Origin of the sequence: Catellatospora aurea (assembly GCF_042663325.1) — a bacterium.
In the GTDB taxonomy this organism is placed as follows: Bacteria; Actinomycetota; Actinomycetes; order Mycobacteriales; family Micromonosporaceae; genus Catellatospora; species Catellatospora aurea.
In genome coordinates this window covers 184,222-204,292 of the sequence record NZ_JBHTAC010000005.1, presented here as the reverse complement: position 1 = coordinate 204,292, position 20,071 = coordinate 184,222, and the positions used below count along the sequence as shown (strand labels likewise).

At 72.6% G+C, this 20,071-nt stretch carries 21 protein-coding genes; 13 read left to right on the top strand and 8 right to left on the bottom strand.

Annotation, left to right across the window (positions count from 1 at the left end):
* The first annotated feature begins 102 nt into the window (after window positions 1-102).
* The 3 genes from hrcA to ACFQO7_RS07465 all read left to right on the top strand — a co-directional run bounded on the left by hrcA (window position 103) and on the right by ACFQO7_RS07465 (window position 3,123).
* Complete coding sequence (gene hrcA, locus ACFQO7_RS07475) at window positions 103-1,125, top strand: heat-inducible transcriptional repressor HrcA (protein WP_360533501.1); 1,023 nt, start codon at window positions 103-105, stop codon at window positions 1,123-1,125.
* 42 nt (window positions 1,126-1,167) lie between these two features.
* Window positions 1,168-2,298 carry a molecular chaperone DnaJ gene (gene dnaJ / locus ACFQO7_RS07470; RefSeq protein ID WP_360533498.1) on the top strand — a complete coding sequence of 377 codons (1,131 nt, stop codon included), beginning with the start codon at window positions 1,168-1,170 and terminating at the stop codon, window positions 2,296-2,298.
* Between the two features lie 90 nt (window positions 2,299-2,388).
* Entirely contained in the window at window positions 2,389-3,123 is a 735-nt protein-coding gene (locus tag ACFQO7_RS07465; protein ID WP_376805727.1) for a 16S rRNA (uracil(1498)-N(3))-methyltransferase, read from the top strand.
* Window positions 3,124-3,240: 117 nt separating this feature from the next.
* Here the strand turns inward: ACFQO7_RS07465 and ACFQO7_RS07460 are convergent, their stop codons facing one another.
* Entirely contained in the window at window positions 3,241-4,005 is a 765-nt protein-coding gene (locus ACFQO7_RS07460) for an SDR family NAD(P)-dependent oxidoreductase (RefSeq protein WP_376805726.1), read from the bottom strand.
* A 23-nt stretch (window positions 4,006-4,028) separates the two neighbouring features.
* Here ACFQO7_RS07460 and ACFQO7_RS07455 point away from each other — a divergent pair, with 23 nt between their 5' ends.
* The 6 genes from ACFQO7_RS07455 to ACFQO7_RS07430 all read left to right on the top strand — a co-directional run bounded on the left by ACFQO7_RS07455 (window position 4,029) and on the right by ACFQO7_RS07430 (window position 9,224).
* Window positions 4,029-4,382 (top strand): histidine triad nucleotide-binding protein, encoded by a 354-nt coding sequence (locus tag ACFQO7_RS07455; protein WP_376805725.1) that lies wholly within the window; start codon window positions 4,029-4,031, stop codon window positions 4,380-4,382.
* Window positions 4,383-4,392: 10 nt separating this feature from the next.
* Complete coding sequence (locus tag ACFQO7_RS07450) at window positions 4,393-5,766, top strand: serine hydrolase domain-containing protein (protein ID WP_376805724.1); 1,374 nt, start codon at window positions 4,393-4,395, stop codon at window positions 5,764-5,766.
* 142 nt (window positions 5,767-5,908) lie between these two features.
* On the top strand, window positions 5,909-6,952 hold the full coding sequence (locus ACFQO7_RS07445; RefSeq protein WP_376805723.1) for a PhoH family protein: 1,044 nt from the start codon (window positions 5,909-5,911) through the stop codon (window positions 6,950-6,952).
* 17 nt (window positions 6,953-6,969) lie between these two features.
* Window positions 6,970-7,521: an rRNA maturation RNase YbeY gene (gene ybeY, locus ACFQO7_RS07440; protein WP_203692514.1), complete on the top strand. Its 552-nt coding sequence runs from the start codon at window positions 6,970-6,972 to the stop codon at window positions 7,519-7,521.
* Between the two features lie 40 nt (window positions 7,522-7,561).
* A complete protein-coding gene (locus tag ACFQO7_RS07435) occupies window positions 7,562-8,878 on the top strand; it encodes a hemolysin family protein (protein WP_360533479.1) in 1,317 nt (438 codons plus the stop codon).
* Window positions 8,871-9,224, top strand: a complete 354-nt coding sequence (locus ACFQO7_RS07430; RefSeq protein WP_360533476.1) for a cytidine deaminase — start codon at window positions 8,871-8,873, stop codon at window positions 9,222-9,224. Before ACFQO7_RS07435 ends, ACFQO7_RS07430 begins: the two co-directional genes overlap by 8 nt.
* A 63-nt stretch (window positions 9,225-9,287) precedes the next feature.
* On the opposite strand, the gene ACFQO7_RS07425 is transcribed toward ACFQO7_RS07430, so the two are convergent.
* Genes ACFQO7_RS07425 through ACFQO7_RS07415 form a run of 3 tightly spaced genes read right to left on the bottom strand, consistent with a single transcriptional unit; the run spans window position 9,288 to window position 12,306 of the window.
* A complete protein-coding gene (locus ACFQO7_RS07425; RefSeq protein WP_376805722.1) occupies window positions 9,288-10,097 on the bottom strand; it encodes a sugar phosphate isomerase/epimerase family protein in 810 nt (269 codons plus the stop codon).
* Entirely contained in the window at window positions 10,094-11,164 is a 1,071-nt protein-coding gene (locus ACFQO7_RS07420) for a dihydrodipicolinate synthase family protein (RefSeq protein WP_376805721.1), read from the bottom strand. Before ACFQO7_RS07420 ends, ACFQO7_RS07425 begins: the two co-directional genes overlap by 4 nt.
* Window positions 11,161-12,306, bottom strand: a complete 1,146-nt coding sequence (locus ACFQO7_RS07415; RefSeq protein ID WP_376805720.1) for a Gfo/Idh/MocA family protein — start codon at window positions 12,304-12,306, stop codon at window positions 11,161-11,163. The genes ACFQO7_RS07420 and ACFQO7_RS07415 overlap by 4 nt, the downstream gene beginning before the upstream one ends.
* A gap of 133 nt (window positions 12,307-12,439) precedes the next feature.
* On the opposite strand from ACFQO7_RS07415, the gene ACFQO7_RS07410 reads away from it, so the two are divergent.
* Window positions 12,440-13,465: a LacI family DNA-binding transcriptional regulator gene (locus ACFQO7_RS07410; RefSeq protein WP_376805719.1), complete on the top strand. Its 1,026-nt coding sequence runs from the start codon at window positions 12,440-12,442 to the stop codon at window positions 13,463-13,465.
* Between the two features lie 93 nt (window positions 13,466-13,558).
* Window positions 13,559-14,857, top strand: a complete 1,299-nt coding sequence (locus ACFQO7_RS07405; protein ID WP_376805718.1) for a hypothetical protein — start codon at window positions 13,559-13,561, stop codon at window positions 14,855-14,857.
* Window positions 14,858-14,944: 87 nt separating this feature from the next.
* On the opposite strand, the gene ACFQO7_RS07400 is transcribed toward ACFQO7_RS07405, so the two are convergent.
* The 4 genes from ACFQO7_RS07400 to ACFQO7_RS07385 form a co-directional block, all read right to left on the bottom strand.
* A complete protein-coding gene (locus ACFQO7_RS07400) occupies window positions 14,945-16,234 on the bottom strand; it encodes a PKD domain containing protein (RefSeq protein WP_376805717.1) in 1,290 nt (429 codons plus the stop codon).
* 69 nt (window positions 16,235-16,303) lie between these two features.
* Window positions 16,304-16,690: a hypothetical protein gene (locus ACFQO7_RS07395; protein WP_376805716.1), complete on the bottom strand. Its 387-nt coding sequence runs from the start codon at window positions 16,688-16,690 to the stop codon at window positions 16,304-16,306.
* Window positions 16,687-16,875 carry a hypothetical protein gene (locus ACFQO7_RS07390; RefSeq protein ID WP_360533452.1) on the bottom strand — a complete coding sequence of 63 codons (189 nt, stop codon included), beginning with the start codon at window positions 16,873-16,875 and terminating at the stop codon, window positions 16,687-16,689. The genes ACFQO7_RS07395 and ACFQO7_RS07390 overlap by 4 nt, the downstream gene beginning before the upstream one ends.
* 47 nt (window positions 16,876-16,922) lie before the next feature.
* A complete protein-coding gene (locus ACFQO7_RS07385; protein WP_376805715.1) occupies window positions 16,923-17,756 on the bottom strand; it encodes a phosphoribosylaminoimidazolesuccinocarboxamide synthase in 834 nt (277 codons plus the stop codon).
* A gap of 110 nt (window positions 17,757-17,866) precedes the next feature.
* On the opposite strand from ACFQO7_RS07385, the gene ACFQO7_RS07380 reads away from it, so the two are divergent.
* Window positions 17,867-19,069 carry an ImmA/IrrE family metallo-endopeptidase gene (locus tag ACFQO7_RS07380; RefSeq protein ID WP_376805714.1) on the top strand — a complete coding sequence of 401 codons (1,203 nt, stop codon included), beginning with the start codon at window positions 17,867-17,869 and terminating at the stop codon, window positions 19,067-19,069.
* 15 nt (window positions 19,070-19,084) lie between these two features.
* A complete protein-coding gene (gene era / locus ACFQO7_RS07375) occupies window positions 19,085-19,972 on the top strand; it encodes a GTPase Era (protein ID WP_203692503.1) in 888 nt (295 codons plus the stop codon).
* Window positions 19,973-20,071: the final 99 nt, after the last annotated feature.

Here is a 20,071-nt window from a genome sequence, read left to right as displayed (position 1 = left end):
GATGCCGCGTGGTGTCGACCCCGTCACCACGCCTATGCCGTCCGGGTGACGGCCCACGTAGACTGGCACTCACTCACGACGAGTGCCAGCCGGGAGGTGCGTATGGGTCTGGATGACCGCAAACTCGAAGTGCTGCGTGCCATCGTCGAGGACTACGTCGCGACGCAGGAGCCGGTGGGGAGCAAGGCGCTGGTCGAGCGGCACGCCCTGGGGGTGTCGCCGGCGACCGTGCGCAACGACATGGCCGTGCTGGAGGAGGAGGGTTTCATCCGCCAGCCGCACACGTCGGCCGGCCGGGTGCCCACCGACCGGGGTTACCGCCTGTTCGTCGACCGGCTGTCGCGGGTCAAGCCGCTCTCCCCGGCGGAGCGCCGGGCGATCGAGCGTTTCCTGGTCGGCGCGGTCGACCTCGACGACGTGGTGCACCGCGCGGTCCGGCTGCTCGCCCAGCTCACCCGCCAGGTCGCCGTGGTGCAGTACCCGAGCCTGACCCGCTCCTCCGTACGCCATCTGGAACTGGTCCCGGTCTCCACCACCCGGCTGCTGCTCGTCATGATCACCGACACCGGCCGGGTCGAGCAGCGGGTCGTCGAGCTGCCCGGCCCCGTGGAGCCGGACGAGATCACCGAACTGCGCCGCACCCTCAACGCGACCCTGGTCGGCGTGAAGCTGGTGGACACCCCGCCGCTGGTGCAGGGCCTGGTCGAGCGGGCCGAGCCGCAGGGCAAGGCAACCATGAGCACGCTGGTCAGCGTCCTGCTGGAGACCCTCGTCGAGCGGCACGAGGAACGGCTGGCCCTGGCCGGCACGTCGAACCTGGCCCGGATGGGCCCGCTGGACCTGACCACCGGCGCGCTGCGGCCGATCCTGGAGGCGCTGGAGGAGGAGGTCATCCTGCTCAAGCTCTTCGACGAGGTGAAGTCGGGCGCGGCCCGGGTGCGCATCGGCGACGAGAACGAGGTCGTCGACCTGCGGGCCACCTCGGTGGTCAGCACGGGCTACGGTCCGGGCGCGACCGTCGTCGGCGGGATGGGCATCGTCGGCCCGACCCGCATGGACTACCCCGGCACCATCGCCACCGTTCGCGCCGTGGCGCGTTACGTGGGCGAGATGCTGGGACATTGATTCCGAATTTCCTGTTGTTGCTGAACGAGGCTTGAGGACAGCGTGGCCAAGGACTACTACGGCATTCTCGGCGTTCCCAAGGACGCCGACGCCGACGACATCAAGCGGGCTTACCGCAAGCTCGCCCGTCAGTACCACCCGGACGTCAATCCGGACCCGGCCGCGGCGGAGAAGTTCAAGGACATCAACAACGCGTACGAGGTCCTCTCCGACGACCAGAAGCGGCGCATGGTGGACCTGGGCGGCGACCCGCTCGCGCCGGGCGGAGGCGGCGCGGGTCCGGGCGGCCCCGGCGGCGGCCCGTTCGTCGGCTTCCAGGACATCATGGACGCCTTCTTCGGCGGCAGCGGCTCGCGCGGCCCGCGCCCGCGCACCCGGCCGGGTGCCGACGCGATCCTGCGGCTTGACCTCGACTTGTTCGAGACCGCGTTCGGCGTCGAGGCCCCGATCACCGTGGACACGGCCGTGCTGTGCACCACCTGCTCCGGCGCCGGCACCGCGGCGGGCACCCATCCGCAGACCTGCGACACGTGTGGCGGGCGCGGCGAGGTGCAGTCAGTGCAGCGCACCTTCCTGGGCCAGGTCGTGTCGTCGCGTCCGTGCAACGCCTGCCAGGGCTTCGGCACCACCATCCCGCACCCGTGCCCGACCTGCGCCGGCGACGGCCGCGTCCGCACCCGGCGCAGCCTGACCGTGAAGATCCCGGCCGGCGTCGAGGACGGCATGCGGATCCGGCTGGCCAACCAGGGCGAGGTCGGCCCCGGCGGCGGCCCGTCCGGCGACCTGTACGTGGAGATCCACGAGCGGGCCCACGACGTGTACGCGCGCAAGGGCGACGACCTGCACTGCAAGGTCACCGTCCCGATGACCGCCGCCGCCCTGGGCACCCGCCTGACCATCAAGACCCTGGACTCCGAGGAGCAGGTCGAGGTCAAACCCGGCACCCAGCCGAACTCGACCCTGCGCATCCGCGCCAAGGGCGTCCCGCACCTGCGCGGCACCGGCCGCGGCGACCTGTTCGTGCACCTCGACGTCCGCACCCCCACCCGCCTCGACGGCGAGCAGGAGCGCATGCTCCGCGAGTTCGCCCGCGCCCGCGGCGAGGAGGTCGCTGAACTCTCCAAGCAGGGCGGCTTCTTCTCCCGAGTCCGCGACGCCTTCAACGGCCACTGACCGTTTTCCCGCGTTGATCATGAACTTATGGCACGGTTCGACGGTGTGTCGGTGCCATAAGTTCATGATCGCCATTGGAGGGTGTCTGCCGTGAGCGCGCCGCTGTTTCTTGTCGACGAGCTGCCCTCGGGGCGGCTTTACACACTCGGCGGGGCGGAGGGCCACCATGCCGCGACCGTGCAGCGGCTGCGGGTGGGTGAGGCGCTGCTGCTCGCCGACGGGCGCGGCGGCATGGCGTCCGCGGTGGTCGCGGCCGTCGGCAAGGGCACGCTCGACCTCATCGTGACCGAGCTGCGGTACGCCCACGCGCCCGACCCGCGCCTGGTCGTCGCCCAGGGCATCGCCAAGGGCGACCGGGGTGAGCTGGCCGTGCAGGCGATGACCGAGGTCGGCGTCGACGAGATCCTGCCCTGGGCCGCGGCGCGCAGCGTGGCCCAGTGGCGCGGCGATCGGGGCGCGAAATCCCGAGAGAAGTGGGCGGCGGTCGCCCGCGAGGCCGCCAAGCAGGCCCGCCGCACCTTCCTGCCCATGGTCGGCGGCGACCCCGACCTGTCCACGAAACAGCTCGTCCAGCGCCTCGCGACGGCCTCGGCCGCGTACGTGCTGCACGAGGAGGCGACCGAGCGGCTGTCCCAGGTCGAGCTGCCCGCCGCCGGGGAGATCGTGCTGGTCGTCGGCCCCGAGGGCGGCATCGACGATGCCGAGCTGAAGACGTTCACCGCGGCCGGCGCGCTTCCGGTACGCCTCGGCGACAACGTGCTCCGCACCTCGACCGCCGGCGTCGCCGCCCTCAGCGTCCTCGCCACCCGCCTCGCCCGCTGGTAACCCCACCCCCGCCCCGCGCGCCGGGGGGGTCGCAACTCTGAAGGAGTTGCGGCCTCACGCGCGGGTCGATGGCGCGAGGTGTTAAGAGTTGCGGCAGAAGGGGGGTGGGCGAGGTGGTCAGCGGAGGTGGGAGGCGCCGTTGAGGTCTAGGACGGCGCCGGAGGCCCATTCGGCGGCGGGGTCGGCGAGCCAGAGGACGGCGGCGGCGATCTCCTCGGGGCGGGCGACCCGGCCGAACGGGCTCTGCGCGGCGTGTTCGGCGCCGCGGGGGACCTTGTAGGCGGCGTTGGTCTCGTCCTCCTGGACGTAGCCGGGGGCGACGGTGGCGACGGCGATGCGGTACGGGGCCAGCGCGACGGCCAGGGACTGACCCATGGCGTGCAAGCCGGCCTTGGCGGCGCCATACGCAGGCTGGCCGGGCTCGCCGCGGTAGGCCCCGCGCGAGCCGACGTTGATCACGCGGGCGGCCGGGGAGCCCGGGGGACGGGCCAGCATGTGCCGGACCGCGCAGTAGGTGGCGTTCGCCGGGCCGGTCAGGTTCACCGCGAGCGTGCGCGTCCACAGCTCCTGCCACTGCTCGTAGGTGACCCCGGTGATCGGGTGCGGGTAGGCCTGCCCGGCGTTGTTGACCAGCACGTCGAGCCCACCCAGCGCCTGCGCGGCGGCGTCGACCATCGTGGCGACGGCGGCCGGGTCGGCGAGGTCCGCGCGTACCACCGCGTGCCCTTGACCGGGCAGCGATGCCCGCAGCGACTCGGCGAGGTCGGCGGAGTCGCGGTGGTGGATGGCGACGCGGTCGCCGCGGGCGGCGAACGCGGCCGCGACGGCCCGGCCGACGCCGCGCGACGCCCCGGTGACCAGCACCGCTCGTGAATCGGACATGGAGGCAGCCTACGATCTGTCTCGTGACCGTTGCCGACTGCCTGTTCTGCCGCATCGTGGCGGGGGAGATCCCCGCGACCGTGGTCGCCGAGACCGAGCGCACCCTCGCCTTCCGGGACATCGCGCCGAAGGCCCCCACGCACGTGCTGGTGATCCCGAAGGAGCACTACGCCGACGTCGCGACGCTGGCCGTGGGCGATTTCGCGCTGGCCGGCGAGGTGCTGGCCACCGTCGCCGACGTGGCCGCCGCCGAGGGCCTGGACGGCACGGGCTTCCGGGTGATCTTCAATACCGGCGCGTCGGTGGGGCAGACCGTGTTCCACGCGCACGCGCACGTGCTCGGCGGCGTCGACATGGACGGCGATCTCACCGGGTAGTCTCGCCGCCGTGGCAGACCTGAACCGCACTCTCGAACGCCTGGTCCGCGCCGTACAGGCCGAGGCCCGGGTGCCCGCCCTCAGCGTGGCGCTGCGCCGCGACGACCGTCCGCTGTGGACTTTCCAGGTGGGCGGGTCCGGCAACCCCGGCGCGCCCCTGGACGCCGACACCCCGTTCCGGATCGGGTCGATCACGAAGACCTTCACGGCGGTCCTGGTGCTGCAGTGCCGCGACGCGGGCCTGCTGGACCTCGACGACCCGATCGGCGCCCATCTCGACGTGCCCGCGCACGGCGGGCTGACCATCCGGCGGCTGCTGTCGCACACCGCGGGCCTGCAGCGTGAGCCGGTCGGCGACGTGTGGGACACGCTGAGCCCGCCGGACCTGCCCGGCCTGCTCGACGACCTGACCCGCACCGAGGCGATCCACCCGCCCGCGCGCCGCTTCCACTACTCGAACCTGGGCTTCGCGCTGCTGGGGCACCTGGCCGCGCGGCGGCTCGGCGGCGACTGGTGGGACCTGGTGGAGGAGCGCATCTGCCGCCCGCTGAACCTGTCCGCCACCACGTACGCCGTGCCCGCGCACGCCGCGACCGGTTACCTGGTCGACGAGTACTCCGACCACGCCCGGCCGGAGCCGCCGACCGACTTCGGCGCGGTCAGCCCGGCCGCGCAGCTGTGGAGCACCGCCGCCGACCAGGCCCGCTGGGCGGCGTTCCTGACCGACCCGGCCTCGGTGGACCCGGACGGCGCGGTGCTGTCCGCGGACACCCTCGCCGAGGCCCGCTGGCCGCTCACGCCGCGCAACGAGACGCTCTGGGGCTCGGGCGTCGGCCTGGGCCTGATGCTGTGGCCCCGCGAGGGCCGCGTGCTGCACGTCGGTCACAACGGCGCGATGCCCGGCTTCCTGGCCGCGGCGTGCGGCCGCCACGGCGGCCCCGGCAATCCAGGGGGTATGGCCGCAGCCGTGCTGGCCTCGTCCGGCACCGCCTCGGCGATCATCGACCTGCCGCACCGGCTGATCGAGGAGGCGCTCGCCGCCGACCCGGTCGACGTCGCGCCGTGGACCCCGGGCGAGCCCGCCCCCGAGCACCTGCGCAGCGTGCTGGGCCGCTGGTGGGGCGAGGGCTACGAGTACGTGTTCCGCTGGGAGGGCGGCGTGCTGACCGGCCGTGGTGCCGACGACCCGGCCGACGCGGCCCCGGCCGTCTTCGCGGCGCTGCCGGGCGAGCCGGACGTGCTGCGTACCGTGTCGGGCCGCGAGGTGGGCGAGCGCCTGCGGCTGACCCGCGACGCCGCCGGCGAGGTGGTCCGCATGCACTGGGCCACCTACCGCTTCACCCGCCGCCAGGAGACCTTCGACGGCGTATGGGTGAGTGAGTGACCCGGGGTCCGGATTCGGGCACGCCGTCATAACCACTGGCGGCGATGGTGGGATCGGTGACTACGATGGGACCAGCGGGCGGCGACCTGAGCCGGTCCGGTGAGTGCGGAGAGCAGGTGGCGGAAGGCCGGTCGGCCGACTTATGAGCGTTGGTTCTTCTTCGAACGCGGTGCAGACCAAGATCACCGTGTCCGACCCGAGTGTCATGGTCCAGTTGCTGGGCACCGGCGATCGCGTGCTCAAGCTCATCGAGAAGGCCCTGTCCAGCGACATCCTGGTGCGGGGCAACGAGATCACCATCACCGGCCCGGCGGCCGAGAACGCGCTTGCCGAGCGCGTCTTCGGTGAGCTGCTGGAGCTTATCGAGAAGGGCGAGACGCTGACCGAGGACGCCGTCCGACGCACCGTCGGCATGCTGACCGATGAGGGCACCACCGAACGGCCTGCCGAGGTGCTCACCCTCAACATCCTCTCCCGCCGCGGGCGCACCATCCGCCCCAAGACCCTCGGCCAGAAGAAGTACGTGGACGCGATCGACGCGAACACGATCGTCTTCGGCATCGGCCCGGCGGGCACCGGCAAGACCTACCTGGCCATGGCCAAGGCGGTCCAGGCCCTGCAGGCCAAGCAGGTCACCCGGATCATCCTGACCCGGCCCGCGGTCGAGGCGGGCGAGCGGCTGGGCTTCCTGCCCGGCACGCTCAACGAGAAGATCGACCCATACCTGCGCCCGCTCTACGACGCGCTGCACGACATGATGGACCCCGAGTCGATCCCGCGCCTGATGACGCAGGGCACGATCGAGGTGGCTCCGCTGGCGTACATGCGCGGCCGCACGCTCAACGACGCCTTCATCATCCTGGACGAGGCCCAGAACACCACGCCCGAGCAGATGAAGATGTTCCTGACCCGCCTCGGCTTCAACTCCAAGGTCGTGGTCACCGGTGACGTGACCCAGGTCGACCTGCCGGGCGACCAGCGCAGCGGCCTGCGGGTCGTGCAGGAGATCCTGGACGGCCTGGAGGACGTGCACTTCTCCCGGCTCACCAGTGCCGACGTGGTGCGGCACCGGCTGGTCGGCGAGATCGTCGACGCATACGAGAAGTGGGACAACGACCAGCAGCGTGAGACGCTGCCGGCGAACGTCCACTCCGTGCCGCGACGCGGCGCGGGGCGACGCCGCTGACGACCAAGGAATAAAAAGTGTCTATCGAGATCGCCAACGAGTCCGGAATCGACGTCGACGCGGACAACATCGTCGCCGTCGCCCGGCACGCCCTGGTCCAGATGGGGGTCAACCCGCTCGCCGAGCTGTCGGTGCTGCTGGTCGACTCCGACTACATGGCGGAGCTGAACCACCGCTGGATGGACAAGGACGGCCCCACGGACGTGCTGGCCTTCCCGATGGACGAGGACACCATCGACCACGGCCCGTCGGAGTCCTCCGGCGGGCAGCCGTCGCTGCTCGGCGACATCGTGCTGTGCCCGGAGGTGGCCGCGGCGCAGGCGCTGCGGTACGGCTCCGCCGACCCGCGCATGCGCACCGGTGATAGCGTGCCGGATGCGCCCGCCCCCGGGCTGCACGGTGACTACAGCACCGCGGACGAGCTGAGCATGCTCACCATCCACGGCGTGCTGCATCTGCTCGGCTACGACCACGCCGAGCCAGAGGAGGAGCGGGAGATGTTCGCCCTGCAGGGCAAACTCCTGGACAGCTGGCAGGCTCGGGCAGCGGGCGGGGCGAGCGGATCATGAATCCTGCCCATACCGTCCCGGCTCCGGGCGGAGCATTACGGTGACCGAGCTGGGCGGACTGCCCGACGTGCCGCTGCTGTGGTCGGCGGCCGGTCTGGTGGTGCTGGCGGGGCTGTTCGCGATGACCGAATCGGCCCTCGCCGTGATCTCTCCCGCCCGCGCGGCGGAGCTCAACCGGGAAGGCCAACGCGGCGCGGCGGCGCTGCAGGCGGTGGCGGCCGACGCGGTACGCCACATCAACCTGCTCCTGCTGCTGCGGCTGCTGTGCGAACTGACCGCCACCACGCTGGTGGCCCTGGTCGCCGTGGACACGTTCGGGCCCGGCTGGACGGCCGCGCTGGTCACCGCCGGCGCGATGAGCGTGATCAGCTTCGTGGTGGTGGGCGTGGCCCCGCGCACGATAGGCCGCCAGCACGCGTACGAGGTGGGCCGCTACACCGCCCCCGTGCTGCGCTGGCTCGGCCGGGTGCTCGGCCCGCTGGCCAGCCTGCTGATCATCATCGGTAACGCGGTCACCCCCGGCAAGGGCTTCCGCGAGGGGCCGTTCGCCAGCACCCAGGTGGAGCTGCGCGAGCTGGTCGACCTCGCCGAGCAGCGCGGTGTGGTCGAGCACGGCGAGCGCGAGATGATCCACTCCGTGTTCGCGCTGGGCGACACCATCGCCCGCGAGGTCATGGTGCCCCGCACCGAGATGGTCTGGGTCGAGTCCACCAAGACCGCCGAGCAGGCGCTGGCGCTGGCCTTGCGCTCGGGCTTCTCCCGGGTGCCGGTCATCGGCGAGTCCGTCGACGACGTACTCGGCGTGGTGTACCTCAAGGACATGGCCCGCCAGGTGCAGGAGGGCGGCGCGGCGACGCCGGTCGAGCACCTGATGCGGGTCGCGGCGTTCGTGCCGGAGTTCAAGCCCGTCGACGACCTGCTGTCGGAGATGCAGGCCGCCCGCACCCACCTCGCCATCGTCATCGACGAGTACGGCGGCACCGCCGGCCTGATCACCATCGAGGACATCCTCGAGGAGATCGTCGGCGAGATCACCGACGAATACGACGTCGAGCGGCCCCCGGTGGAGCGCCTGGAGGACGGCGCGGTCCGGGTGACCGGCCGGCTGCCCATCGAGGACCTCGGCGAGCTGTTCGACGTCGAGCTGCCCGCCGACGAGGTGGAGACCGTCGCCGGCCTGCTCGCCCAGGCGCTGGGCCGGGTGCCGATCCCCGGCGCGCGGGTGTCGGTGGGCGGGCTGACCCTGGTCGCCGAGGGCACCACCGGCCGCCGCAACCACATCGACACGGTGCTCGTGAAGCGCGAGGAGCCGGCCGACGAGACGACCCCCTCCGAAAGGCACATGGCAGATGTCTGACGTCACCGGAGAGTCCGTCTCCGCCGAGGACCGCAAGCTGCTCACCATGGCCCGCTCGGCCCGCGCCCGGATCGGCGCGATCGAGGGCGCGGCGGTGCGCGACGGCGACGGGCGCACGTACACCGGCGTGAGCATCAACCTGCCCTCGTTCTCGGTGTCGGCGCTGCGGCTCGCGGTGGCCTCTGCGGTCGCCGCGGGTGCGAGCACGCTGGAGGCGGCCCTCGTGGTCACCGAGGCGTCGAAGGTCGACGGCCAGGACCTCGCCGCCGTCCGCGACGTCACCACCGGCATCCCCGTCTACCTGGCCACCCCCGACGGCAGCATCGCCGCCGCAGGCACCGCCTGACAGCCGAAAGGAAGGGCGCCTTCCACAACGCATGGCGTTGTGAAAGGCGCCCTTCCTTCGTTCTCAGACGGGGCCGAGGTGGGTGAGGTGGCGGTCGACGACCGTTTTCACGGTGTCGGCGGGGTCGGTGTCCCAGATCGCCTGGTTGAAGATCTCGACCTCGACGTGGCCGGTGTAGCCGGCGCGGCGGACCGCGTCGGTGATCGGGGCGAAGTCGATGTGGCCGTCGCCGACGTGGCCCCGGCCGAGCAGCATGTCCGCGGGCAGCGGGACGACCCAGTCGCAGACCTGGTACGCCGAGATGCGGCCCTCGGCGCGGCTGATCTGCGCGAACAGCTGCGGGTCCCACCACACGTGGTAGGTGTCGACGACGACACCGACCTCGTGCGGGGCGAACGGCTCTGCCAGGTCCAGGGCCTGGCCGAGGGTGGAGACCACCGCCCGGTCGGCGCAGAACATCGGGTGCAGCGGCTCGATCGCCAGGCGTACGCCGAGGCCGCTCGCATACGGCACGAGCTGCTCCAGGGCGCGGGCCACGTTGGCGCGGGCCGCGGGCAGGTCCTTGGAGCCCTCGGCCAGACCGCCGACGACCAGCACCAGCTCGGCGGTGCCGAGGTCGGCGGCCTCCTCGACGGCGCGCCGGTTGTCGTCGAGCGACGCGGCCGAGCCGGTGGTGACGAAGCCGCCCCGGCACAGGCTGGTGACGGTCAGCCCGTGCTGGTCGAGCAGCAGTCGGGCGGCCTTCGCCCCGCCCGCCGCCTCGACCACGTCCCGCCACGGGCCGATGCCGGTGATGCCGTTCTCGGAGCACAGCCGGGCGGCCTGCGCCAGCGTCGCCTTCTTGATCGTGGCGGTGTTCAGCGACAGCCTCATGCGGTGCCGTCCAGGTAGCGCGCGAGCCGGTCGGCGGCCAGGTCGGGGTCGTCGAGCACGCCCGCCTCACCGGCCAGGCGGTGCAGCTCCAGCAGGTGGTCCCGGGAGCGGGAGTGCTCCTGGCCGCCGACCATGACGAAGCGGTCCTGGTGGCCGTTGAGCCAGGCCAGGAACACGATGCCGGTCTTGTAGTGGTAGGTCGGCGTGCCGAAGATGTGCTTGGCCAGCGGCACGGTCGGGTCGAGGACCGCGCGGAACCCGGCGGTGTCGCCCGCGTCCAGCAGCTCCAGCGCCTTCGCGGCGGGGACCGCGATCGCGTCGAAGATGCCCAGCAGCGCGTCCGAGTAGCCGACCTCGTCGCCCGCGATCAGCTGCGGGTAGTTGAAGTCGTCGCCGGTGTAGAGGCGTACGCCCGCGGGCAGCCGCCGCCGGATCGCCACCTCGCGGGCCTCGTCGAGCAGCGACACCTTGATACCGTCGATCTTGCCCGCGTTGGCGTGGATCAGCTCCAGCGCGCTCTCGGTCGCCGCGTCCAGGTCGGCCGCGCCCCAGTAGCCGGCCAGCGCCGGGTCGAACATGTCGCCCAGCCAGTGCAGGATCACCGGCTGCTCGGCCTGCGCCAGCAGCTTGCCGTAGACGGCGTGGTAGTCGGCCGGACCGGTGGCGGCCGCGGCCAGCGCCCGCGACGCCATAAGGATGACCTTCGCACCGGACTCCTGCACGACGTCGAGCTGCTCGGCGTACGCCGCCTCGATGGCGGCCAGGCTGTGCGCGCCGGGCGCGAGCTGGTCGGTGCCCGCGCCGCAGGCCAGCCGACCGCCGACGGACCTTGCCTCCGCGCCGCTGCGGCGGATCAGTTCCGTGGTCGCGGCCCAGTCCAGGCCCATGCCGCGCTGCGCGGTGTCCATCGCGTCGGCGATGCCCAGCCCCAGCGACCAGAGGTGGTGCCGGAACCGCATGGTGGCGTCCCAGTCGACGACCGCTGGGCGGCCCGCCCCGTTGTCGGCGTTCGGGTCGGCGACGACGTGCGCCGCCGCGTAGAAGACCCGGCTGCGGGTGGCGCTCACAGGTCACCGACCACGATCTTGCGGCCCTCGCGGGCCGACTGGAGACCGAGCTCGGCCAGCTGCACGCCGCGGGCGCCGGCGTACAGGTCGTGGTCGTACGGCGCGTCGGCGACCACGTACGCCAGGAACTCCTCCCACTGGCGCTTGAAGCCGTTGTCGTACACGTCGTTCTCCGGCAGCTCGCTCCACTGGTCGCGGAAGTCGTGGCTGACCGGCAGGTCCGGGTTCCAGACCGGCTTCGGGGTGGTGGCCCGGTGCTGGATGCGGCAGTTGCGCAGGCCCGCGACGGCGCTGCCCTCGGTGCCGTCGACGTGGAAGGTGACCAGCTCGGTGCGGTCCACGCGGGTGGTCCAGGAGCTGTTGACCGAGGCGACGATGCCACCTTCCAGCTCCAGCACGGCGTACGCGGCGTCGTCGGCGGTGGCCGGGTAGGCGTTGCCCTGCTCGTCCCAGCGCTGCGGGATGTGCGTGGCCATCTGGGCGTAGACCGAGCGCACCGGGGCGATCACGTGGTCGAGCACGTACCGCCAGTGCGGGAACATGTCGAGGATGATGCCGCCGCCGTCGGAGGACCGGTAGTTCCAGCTCGGACGCTGCGCGGCCTGCCAGTCGCCCTCGAACACCCAGTAGCCGAACTCGACCCGCACCGACAGAATGCGGCCGAAGAAGCCCGACTCGACCAGGCGGCGCAGCTTGAGCAGGCCCGGCAGGTAGAGCTTGTCGGCGACGACGCCGTGCTTGATGCCCGCAGCCCGCGCCTCGTCGGCCAGCGCGACGGCGTCGGCCAGCGACTCGGCGGTCGGCTTCTCGGTGTAGACGTGCTTGCCGGCGGCGATGGCCTGGCGCAGCGCGGCGACGCGGGCGGTGGTCACCTGCGCGTCGAAGTAGATCTCGTTGCTGTCGTCGGCCAGCGCCGCGGCCAGGTCGGTCGTGTAGCGGGTGAGCCCGTGCAGCTCGGCGAGCTGCTCCAGCTTCGCGGCGCTGCGGCCGACGAGCACCGGCTCCGGCCACACCACCGTGCCGTCGGCGAGGGTGAGGCCGCCCTGCTCGCGGATGGCCAGGATGGACCGCACCAGGTGCTGGCGGTAGCCCATCCGGCCGGTGACACCGTTCATGACGATGCCGACAGTTCTGCGGTCCATGCTCGTACCTCTCGGTCTGGCAGGTCGTGACGCGCGCACGACCTGTCGGGATCGGGGGCCGCCTCTCGGGAGGAGTTGCGGCGAGGGCGGGGGTGGAAAGCGCTTTCCGCCTGCGAGGCGGTACCCTACGCCCATGCCTCGAACCTCGTCAACCAGAGCGCCCGGCGGCGCCGTCACGCTGCAGCAGGTCGCCACGGCGGCCGGTGTCTCGCTGGCCACCGCGTCCCGCGTGCTGCACGGCAGCGGCGGGCGCAGAGTCGCCGAGGCGCTCGCCGAGCGGGTCACCACCGCGGCCGCCGAGCTGCGTTATGTCGCGCACGCCCCGGCGCAGTCGCTGGCCCGCTCACGCAGCACGGTCGTCGGGGTGCTGGTGCACGACATCGCCGACCCGTACTTCGCCGCGATCGCGGCCGGCGCGATGGACGTGGCTCGCGAGCACGACCTGATGGTGCTGGTGGCCAACACCTTCCGTGATCCGGGTCTGGAACGCGATTATCTGGCCCGGCTGCGCGCGCAGCGGGCCCGCGCGGTGCTGCTGGCGGGTTCGGCGTTCGTCGGCGAGCCGTTCGCCGAGGAGGTGGCGGCGTTCGCGGAGTCGGGCGGGCGGGTGGCCGCGATCGGCGCGCACGGCGCGGGCATCGACACCGTCGAACCCGACCAGTACGGCGGCGGCCGCCTCATCGCCGAGCACCTGGTCGGGCTGGGGCACCGCGAGATCGGGGTGATCACCGGTCCGGCCGGCCTGGCCACGGTCGCCCAGCGGCTCGCGGGGTTCACCTCGGTGGTGGCCGAGCCGCCGCTGGTCCACGCCGACTTCACCCGCGAAGGCGGCCGCACCGCGACCCGTGAGCTGCTGACCCGCCACCCCCGGCTGACCGCGATCTTCGCGCTGAACGACCTGATGGCGGCCGGCGCCCTGGCCGCCCTGCGCGAGTTGGGCCGCCCTGTGCCGGAGCAGATCTCCGTGGCGGGCTTCGACGACCTGCCGGTCGCGACCGACCTCACTCCGGCGCTGACCACGGTGCGGTTGCAGCTGGCCGACATCGGCGCGCGGGCCATGCGGCTGCTGCTCGACGACGAGCCGGGCGGACGGCTGGTGCCCGCCCCTGCTGAGCTGGTGGTACGGGACAGCACCGGGCGGGCCAGCACGGTGCACTGATCTCCCATTTTTCCCAAAAAACCTGATTAGTCCGGTTTGAGGCAAATCGGCATGGGTAGTCCCTGGGCTGCGTCGAGCTCAGTGGAGGTATGCATGCGACGTCTCAACTTCCGACTCATCCGGCCTGGACACCGGCCACTCGCCGCCTGCGGGATGGCGGTGCTGACCTTCGGGATGGCGCTGGTGTTCGCGGGGACCGACCTCGGCGGGCAGCCCGCGAAGGCGTGGGCGAACGCACCCGTCGACATCCTGCCGGCCAGCCTCGGCTTCACCGCCGCGGCGTTCGAGAACCACGTCTGCGATCCGGCATTCGGCGGCGGGCCGCTGTCCGGTCAGGACGTCTGGGTGTTCAAGCTGCCCGGCGACCACGCGAAGACCGGCGACTTCGTCAGCGTCACGGCCACGTTCGGCACCCCCGAGGGCACCGAGGCCACCGCGGTGGTGCCCACCGAGGGCGGCGGCATCGTGCTGCGGGCGAACACCAGCAAGGCGTGGATCGCGGTGCCGGAGGGCTGGACGCTCACCGGAGCGAAGGCCGAGATCACCGGCACCGCGCCGCTGTTCGTGCTGGCCCGCACCTGCCCGGCCGAGGGCACGGTCCTGCCGCCGGTCGCCCCGGACCCGTCCGACTCGCCTACCCCGGACCCGTCCGCGTCAGCCGCCCCGGATCCGTCCGCTTCACCGGACCCGTCCGCTTCGGTGGACCCCGGTGCCGCCGGCCCCGGGCCCTCGGCATCGGCCGACCCGGACCCGTCGGGTTCGGCTTCCGCGTCGCCGGACCCCTCGGGGCCACCGTCCGACGGACCCTCCGCACCTCCGTCCGACGGGCCTTCCGCGGCACCGTCGGTGGCACCGGAGCCGTCGGGCCCGCCCTCGGCGGAGGCCAAGCCCGCCAAGGGCACCGGGCTGCGGGTGAAGGCCTTGACGCCGACCGCGGAGCCGTCGCCGGACCCGGTGGAGCCGCCGATCGTGGACCCGTCGGCACCGCCGGTGGACCCGTTCACCCCGCCTGTCGATCCGATCACGGATCCGTCCGCGCCGCCGGTCGAGCCCATCGTGGATCCGTCTGCGGGTCCGGTGGACCCGATCGTCGACCCGTCCGCGCCGCCCACCGACCCGATCGTGGACCCGTCCGCGGGACCGGTGGACCCGTCCGCGCCGCCGGTGGACCCTATCGTGGATCCGTCTGCGGGTCCGGTGGACCCGATCGTCGACCCGTCGGCACCGCCGGTGGACCCGATCGCGGACCCCTCCGCGCCGCCGGTCGAGCCCTCGCCGGAGCCGGAGCCGCCGGTCGGCCCGGGGCACCGGCCGCGTCCCGCCGAGCCCGGTCCGTCCTTCGTGAGTGCCCTGATCGGCCTCTGGGATGACATCGCCAACGCGTTCCGCTGAGGTGGTGCGGCACTGAGGTGCGCGAACTCGGGGCCCCGTGCCCGCCGACCCACGCGGCGGAAACGGGGCCCCGTCCCGTCGAGCGGGTCAGGCGGGCGCGGACAGCGTCGGGTACGGGAACAGGCCGACACGGGCGTGGTACTCGCGGGCCAGTTCGTCGGTGTCGGAGCCGACCAGCAGGCCCTGCGGGCAGGTCACGAAGGCGCGTACGCCCTGGCCGCGGCTGCGGGTGGGGTTCCAGTCCAGGGCCCGGCCGGTCACCGGGTCGAGCGCGGCGATGCCGGGCCGGTCCACCGCGCCGGGGCCCTTCGTCTTCTGCCCGTACGTGTTGTCCTGCCACAACTGGTGACCACCGACGTAGACGGCCGGACCGGTGGCCGCCACGGCGTACAGGGAGTGGCCGCCGGTGTGGTTGATCCAGGTCGGGACGTGCTCGCCGCCGCCGGCGGTCTCGAACCGCGCGGCCGTGGTGCAGGGCAGGTCCGGTCCGGAGTCGTGGCCGGTGGTGACCACCACGAAGTAGGAGCCGTCGGGCGAGTGGTCGATGCCGCGCACGTAGCTGTCGAAACGGGCGTCGCAGCGGTCGACGCCGTAGAAGGCGGTCGACCAGTCGCTGACCACGGCCTGCGGGCCGGTGATGTCCAGGCTGACCAGTTGCTGGCGGTCCAGGCCCTGCACCCGGGCGAAGTTTCCGATCACGACGAGCCGGGTGCCGTCCGGGGACAGGCTCATCGCCTCCGCGCGGGGATGGTTCTCCACCCCTTCGGCCAGGCCCGCGTCGAAGCCCTCGTCGAGGCGGCCGGACAGCGCGTCGACCCGGGCCAGCCCGGCGCGGGGCACGCCGTTGACGGAGCGGTAGTAGCCGCCGACGTACAGCTCGCCGCCCAGTACGGCCAGGGTGCGCACGTCGCCGTCGACCGGCGCGTAGAAGCTGCGGTGCAGCCGGCCGGTGGCCAGGTCGAGGCGGGCCAGCGAGCGGCGGTGCCGACCGTTGACCGTGGTGAAGTCGCCGCCCACGAGCAGGCTGCCGTCGGGGCCTTCGGCCAGCGCGTAGACCGGCCCGTCGAGTTCCGGGCCGAAGTCGGTGATCTGGCCGTCGGACAGGCGGAACGCCATCAGGTGGCGGCGATTCACCGTGGCCTGGCGGCGGGCGTCGGCGGTGCTGGTGAAGTCGCCGCCCACCACGACCGTGTCGCCGATCAGGGCCATGGCCCAGACCTGCCCGTCGGTGACGTGCGGGGTCCAGTCCACCGGGTCCGCGGACACGACCCGCGGCATCGGTGGCCCCACGCCCGCATCGGCGCCGGCCGTAGCGGGCGCGGGCACGCCGAGCAGGACGGATGACATGACAAGCGACACGCCGAACAGAGAACGCATGTATCTATGATCGGTGTGATATAGCGCTAATGTGAAGAAATGCGACAAAAGCTGAAAACCCGTTCGGGTTCACACCTCGCGCAGCAGGTCCGCACCGAGGATCTTGCCGGCCAGCGCCGGTTCCGTGGTCATCAGCGGCACCCGCAGCACCGCCGCCAGCAGGCACGCGTGCGACATCCCGAGGGTGCCCAGGTGGTGGGCCAGCCCGCCGACGGCCTGCGCGTCCCCGGCGCTGAGCGGGACGACCTCGACCTGCGGCAGCGTGCGCAACACGTCCAGCATCGGCTCGTCGGCGCGGTCGGCCATCCAGTACGCCTCGCTCAGGCACAGCGCGGGCACCAGTGCCGTGAACCCGCCGGCCTCCAGGCCCGCCAGCGCCGCGCTGACGGTCAGGCTGTCCGCGGCCGCGTAGCGCCGGATCGCGCCCGTGTCCAGGACACGGCCGGCCGGTCTCACCGGGCCTTCCGCTGCAGCCGCGCCAGCACGGCCTCGTAGTTGGCCTCCTGCTCGGCGATCCACTCCGGATCGTTGCGGCGCTGCTCCTCCAGCTCCAGCTGGGCGCGGAACTCGTCGAGCAGCTCCTGCGGGATCTCGGGCAGGCCGAGCCGCCGCCGGGTCTCCAGGTAGGTCTCGCGGGCCATATGGCCAGGCTAGCCCGGCCCGCGCGGGCCGGGCAACGACCGTCGGGTCAGGACCAGGCCAGGCCGGTGAGCCGCTCGTACGCCTCGATGTAGCGCGCCCGGGTGGCCGCGATGATGTCCTCGGGCACCTCGGGTGCGGGCGGCGTCTTGTCCCAGCCGGTGCCGACCGCCCAGTCGCGGACGAACTGCTTGTCGAAGCTCGGCTGCACCCGGCCGGGCGCGTAGCCGTCGGCGGGCCAGAACCGCGAGGAGTCGGGGGTGAGCACCTCGTCGCCCAGCATCAGCGTGCCGTCGGCCGCCCAGCCCAGCTCGATCTTCGTGTCGGCCAGGATGATGCCCCGCTCGGCGGCGATGTCCCGCCCCCGGGCGTACACGGCGAGCGTGATGTCGCGCAGCCGCTCCGCGGTCTCCGCGCCGACCTTGTCGACCACCTCGGCGTACGGCATCGGCATGTCCTTCTCGCCGACCGGAGCCTTGGTGGACGGGGTGAACACCGGCTCGTCCAGCTTCGACGCCTCGGTCAGCCCGGCCGGCAGCGCGACCCCGGACACCGACCCGCTCGCCTGATACTCCTTGAGCCCGCCGCCGGTCAGGTAACCCCGCGCCACGCACTCCACCGGCACCATGCTCAGCGAGCGGCAGCGCACCGCGCGCCCGGCGAACTCGGCGGGCACGTCGTCGCCGGAGATGACATGGTTCGGCACGATGTCCTTGAGCTGCTCGAACCACCACAGCGAGAGCTGGGTCAGCACCCGGCCCTTGTCCGGCACCGGCGTCGGCAGGATCACGTCGTAGACCGAGAGCCGGTCCGACGCCACCAGAATGATGTCATCGCCGTCGCGGTAGACGTCCCTGACCTTGCCCGAGTGCAGCAGCTCCACGCGGATCACCGTACCGGAGCCGGGGTGCGCGCCCGTGACCGCGGGCGGGTGTGTGTCAACCGTCCTGACGGCCGTTGCGATTATCGCGACCCCTCATTACGGTGATGGCCATGGATGAAGGCGTGATCGACCGCGTCCGTTCGGTGATCACCCGGGTGTCGCCGAGCCAGGCCGCCTTCAGCGAGCTGGTCGGCATCGGCGCCGACAAGCTGTCCAAGTCGCTCAACGCGGTGCGCCGCTTCACCTCACTGGAGCTGGCCCTCATCGCCGACGCGGGCGACGTCAGCGTGGACTGGCTGCTCACCGGCCGCACCCGCGAACCCGCCCTGCCCGGGGCTGAGCCGAGCGCCGGGGACGAGATCCGCGCGCTGGTCGACCGCTACGCCACGGCGTACGAGCGGCTGCGCCTGCTGGGCCGGCGTCCGGCGCTGCCGCCCCTGCCCGAGCCGCCCGCGGGACCGCCCGCGGTCGCGGGCCGCGCCCTGGCGGAACAGGCCGTCGCCGCGGTGCGCGACAGCGGCATGCCGAGCCTGGGCACGCTGCCCACCGCCGAGCTGGCGGCCGTCGTCGAGCAGGTCTTCGCGGTTGACGTGGCGTTCACTCCGTTGCCCGGTGGCGCGGACGCCCTGGCCTGGCAGAGCCCTTACGGCCGGTTGGTGCTGGCCAACGTCACCAGCCAGTTCACCCGGCAGCGCTTCGCGCTCGCACACGCCCTCGGCCACGTGCTGGCCGGGGACGCCACGCAGCCGCTGCTCGACCAGCGCCTCGCGCCCGGACGCCAGCGGGCCGCGCTGGAGCAGCGTGCCGACGCCTTCGCCGCGGCGTTCCTGATGCCTGCCGCCGAGCTGCAGGCGGTGGCCGCCATGCCGCCTGCCGACCCCGCGTGCACCGAGCCGCACAGCACCCCGGCTGCCGACCCCGCCACCCTGCGGGCTCCGGTGACCGACGGCGTGTTCGCCGAGCTGGTCGGGGTGTTCGGCGTCTCGGCCGGGGCGATGGCGGCCCGGCTGCGCGGGCTCGGGCTGCTCGACGCGGCCCGCCAGGCCGAGCTGAGCCTGTGGACGGCGGCTCGCTGCCAGCATGGCCCCACCGGCAGGCGGGCGCTGCTGGCCCGGCTGAGCGCGGCGCAGGCTCCGCGGCAGCCCGCCCGGCTGGTGGCCGAGCTGTTCGGGGCGTACGCGGACGGCGCGACGACCCTGGTCCCGCTGGCCGACCTGCTGCAGACCCCGGTCGACGACCTGTTCGCCGCGCTCGTCGCCGAGCAGCCCGCCGCTCGCCGGGGGTACGCCGATGAGCCTGCCTTCCTGCCCTGACGGTAGGTTGAGCAGGTGGCGGATAACTCATACCGTGCCGGGTTCGCCTGCTTTGTCGGGCGGCCGAACGCGGGCAAGTCGACTCTGACGAACGCGATCGTCGGGCAGAAGATCGCGATCACGTCGAACAAACCGCAGACCACGCGGCACGTCATCCGCGCCGTGCTGCACCGCCCCGAGGCGCAGCTGGTGCTCGTGGACACCCCCGGGCTGCACCGCCCGCGCACCCTGCTGGGCGAGCGCCTCAACGACCTGGTCCGCGCGACCTGGAGCGAGGTCGACGTGATCGGCCTGTGCATCCCCGCCAACGAGCCGGTCGGCAAGGGCGACACCTTCATCGCCGGGGAGATCGCCGGGCTCAAGGCGACCGTGGTCGCGGTGGTCACCAAGACCGACCTGGTGGACAAGAAGACCCTGGCCGAGCAGCTGCTCGCGGTCAACGCACTCGGCGAGTTCGCCGACGTGGTGCCGGTCAGCGCGGTCGCCAACTCCCAGCTCGACACGCTGGTCGACGTGATGGTCGGGCACCTGCCGAAGTCGCCGCAGCTCTACCCGGACAGCATGCTCACCGACGAGCCCGAGCACGTGCTGATCGCCGAGATGATCCGCGAGGCGGCCCTGGAAGGCGTGCGCGACGAGCTGCCCCACTCGATCGCCGTGCTGGTCGAGGAGATCATCCCCGAGGACGGCCTGACCAAGGTGTACGCCGACGTGTACGTCGAGCGGCAGTCCCAGAAGGCCATCATGATCGGCGCCCGCGGCTCCCGCCTCAAGGAGGTCGGCACCAAGGCCCGCGCCGACATCCAGGAACTCCTCGGCACCAAGATCTACCTAGACCTCCACGTCCGCGTCGCCAAAGACTGGCAACGCGACCCCCGCCAACTCCGCCGCCTCGGCTTCTGACCCCCACCCCGCCGCCACCCCGTGCCGCAACTCTTAAAGAGTCGCGGCATCGGGGGGCCTGGATTGGCGCAAGTCTTTAAGAGTTGCGGCAGGGGGTGG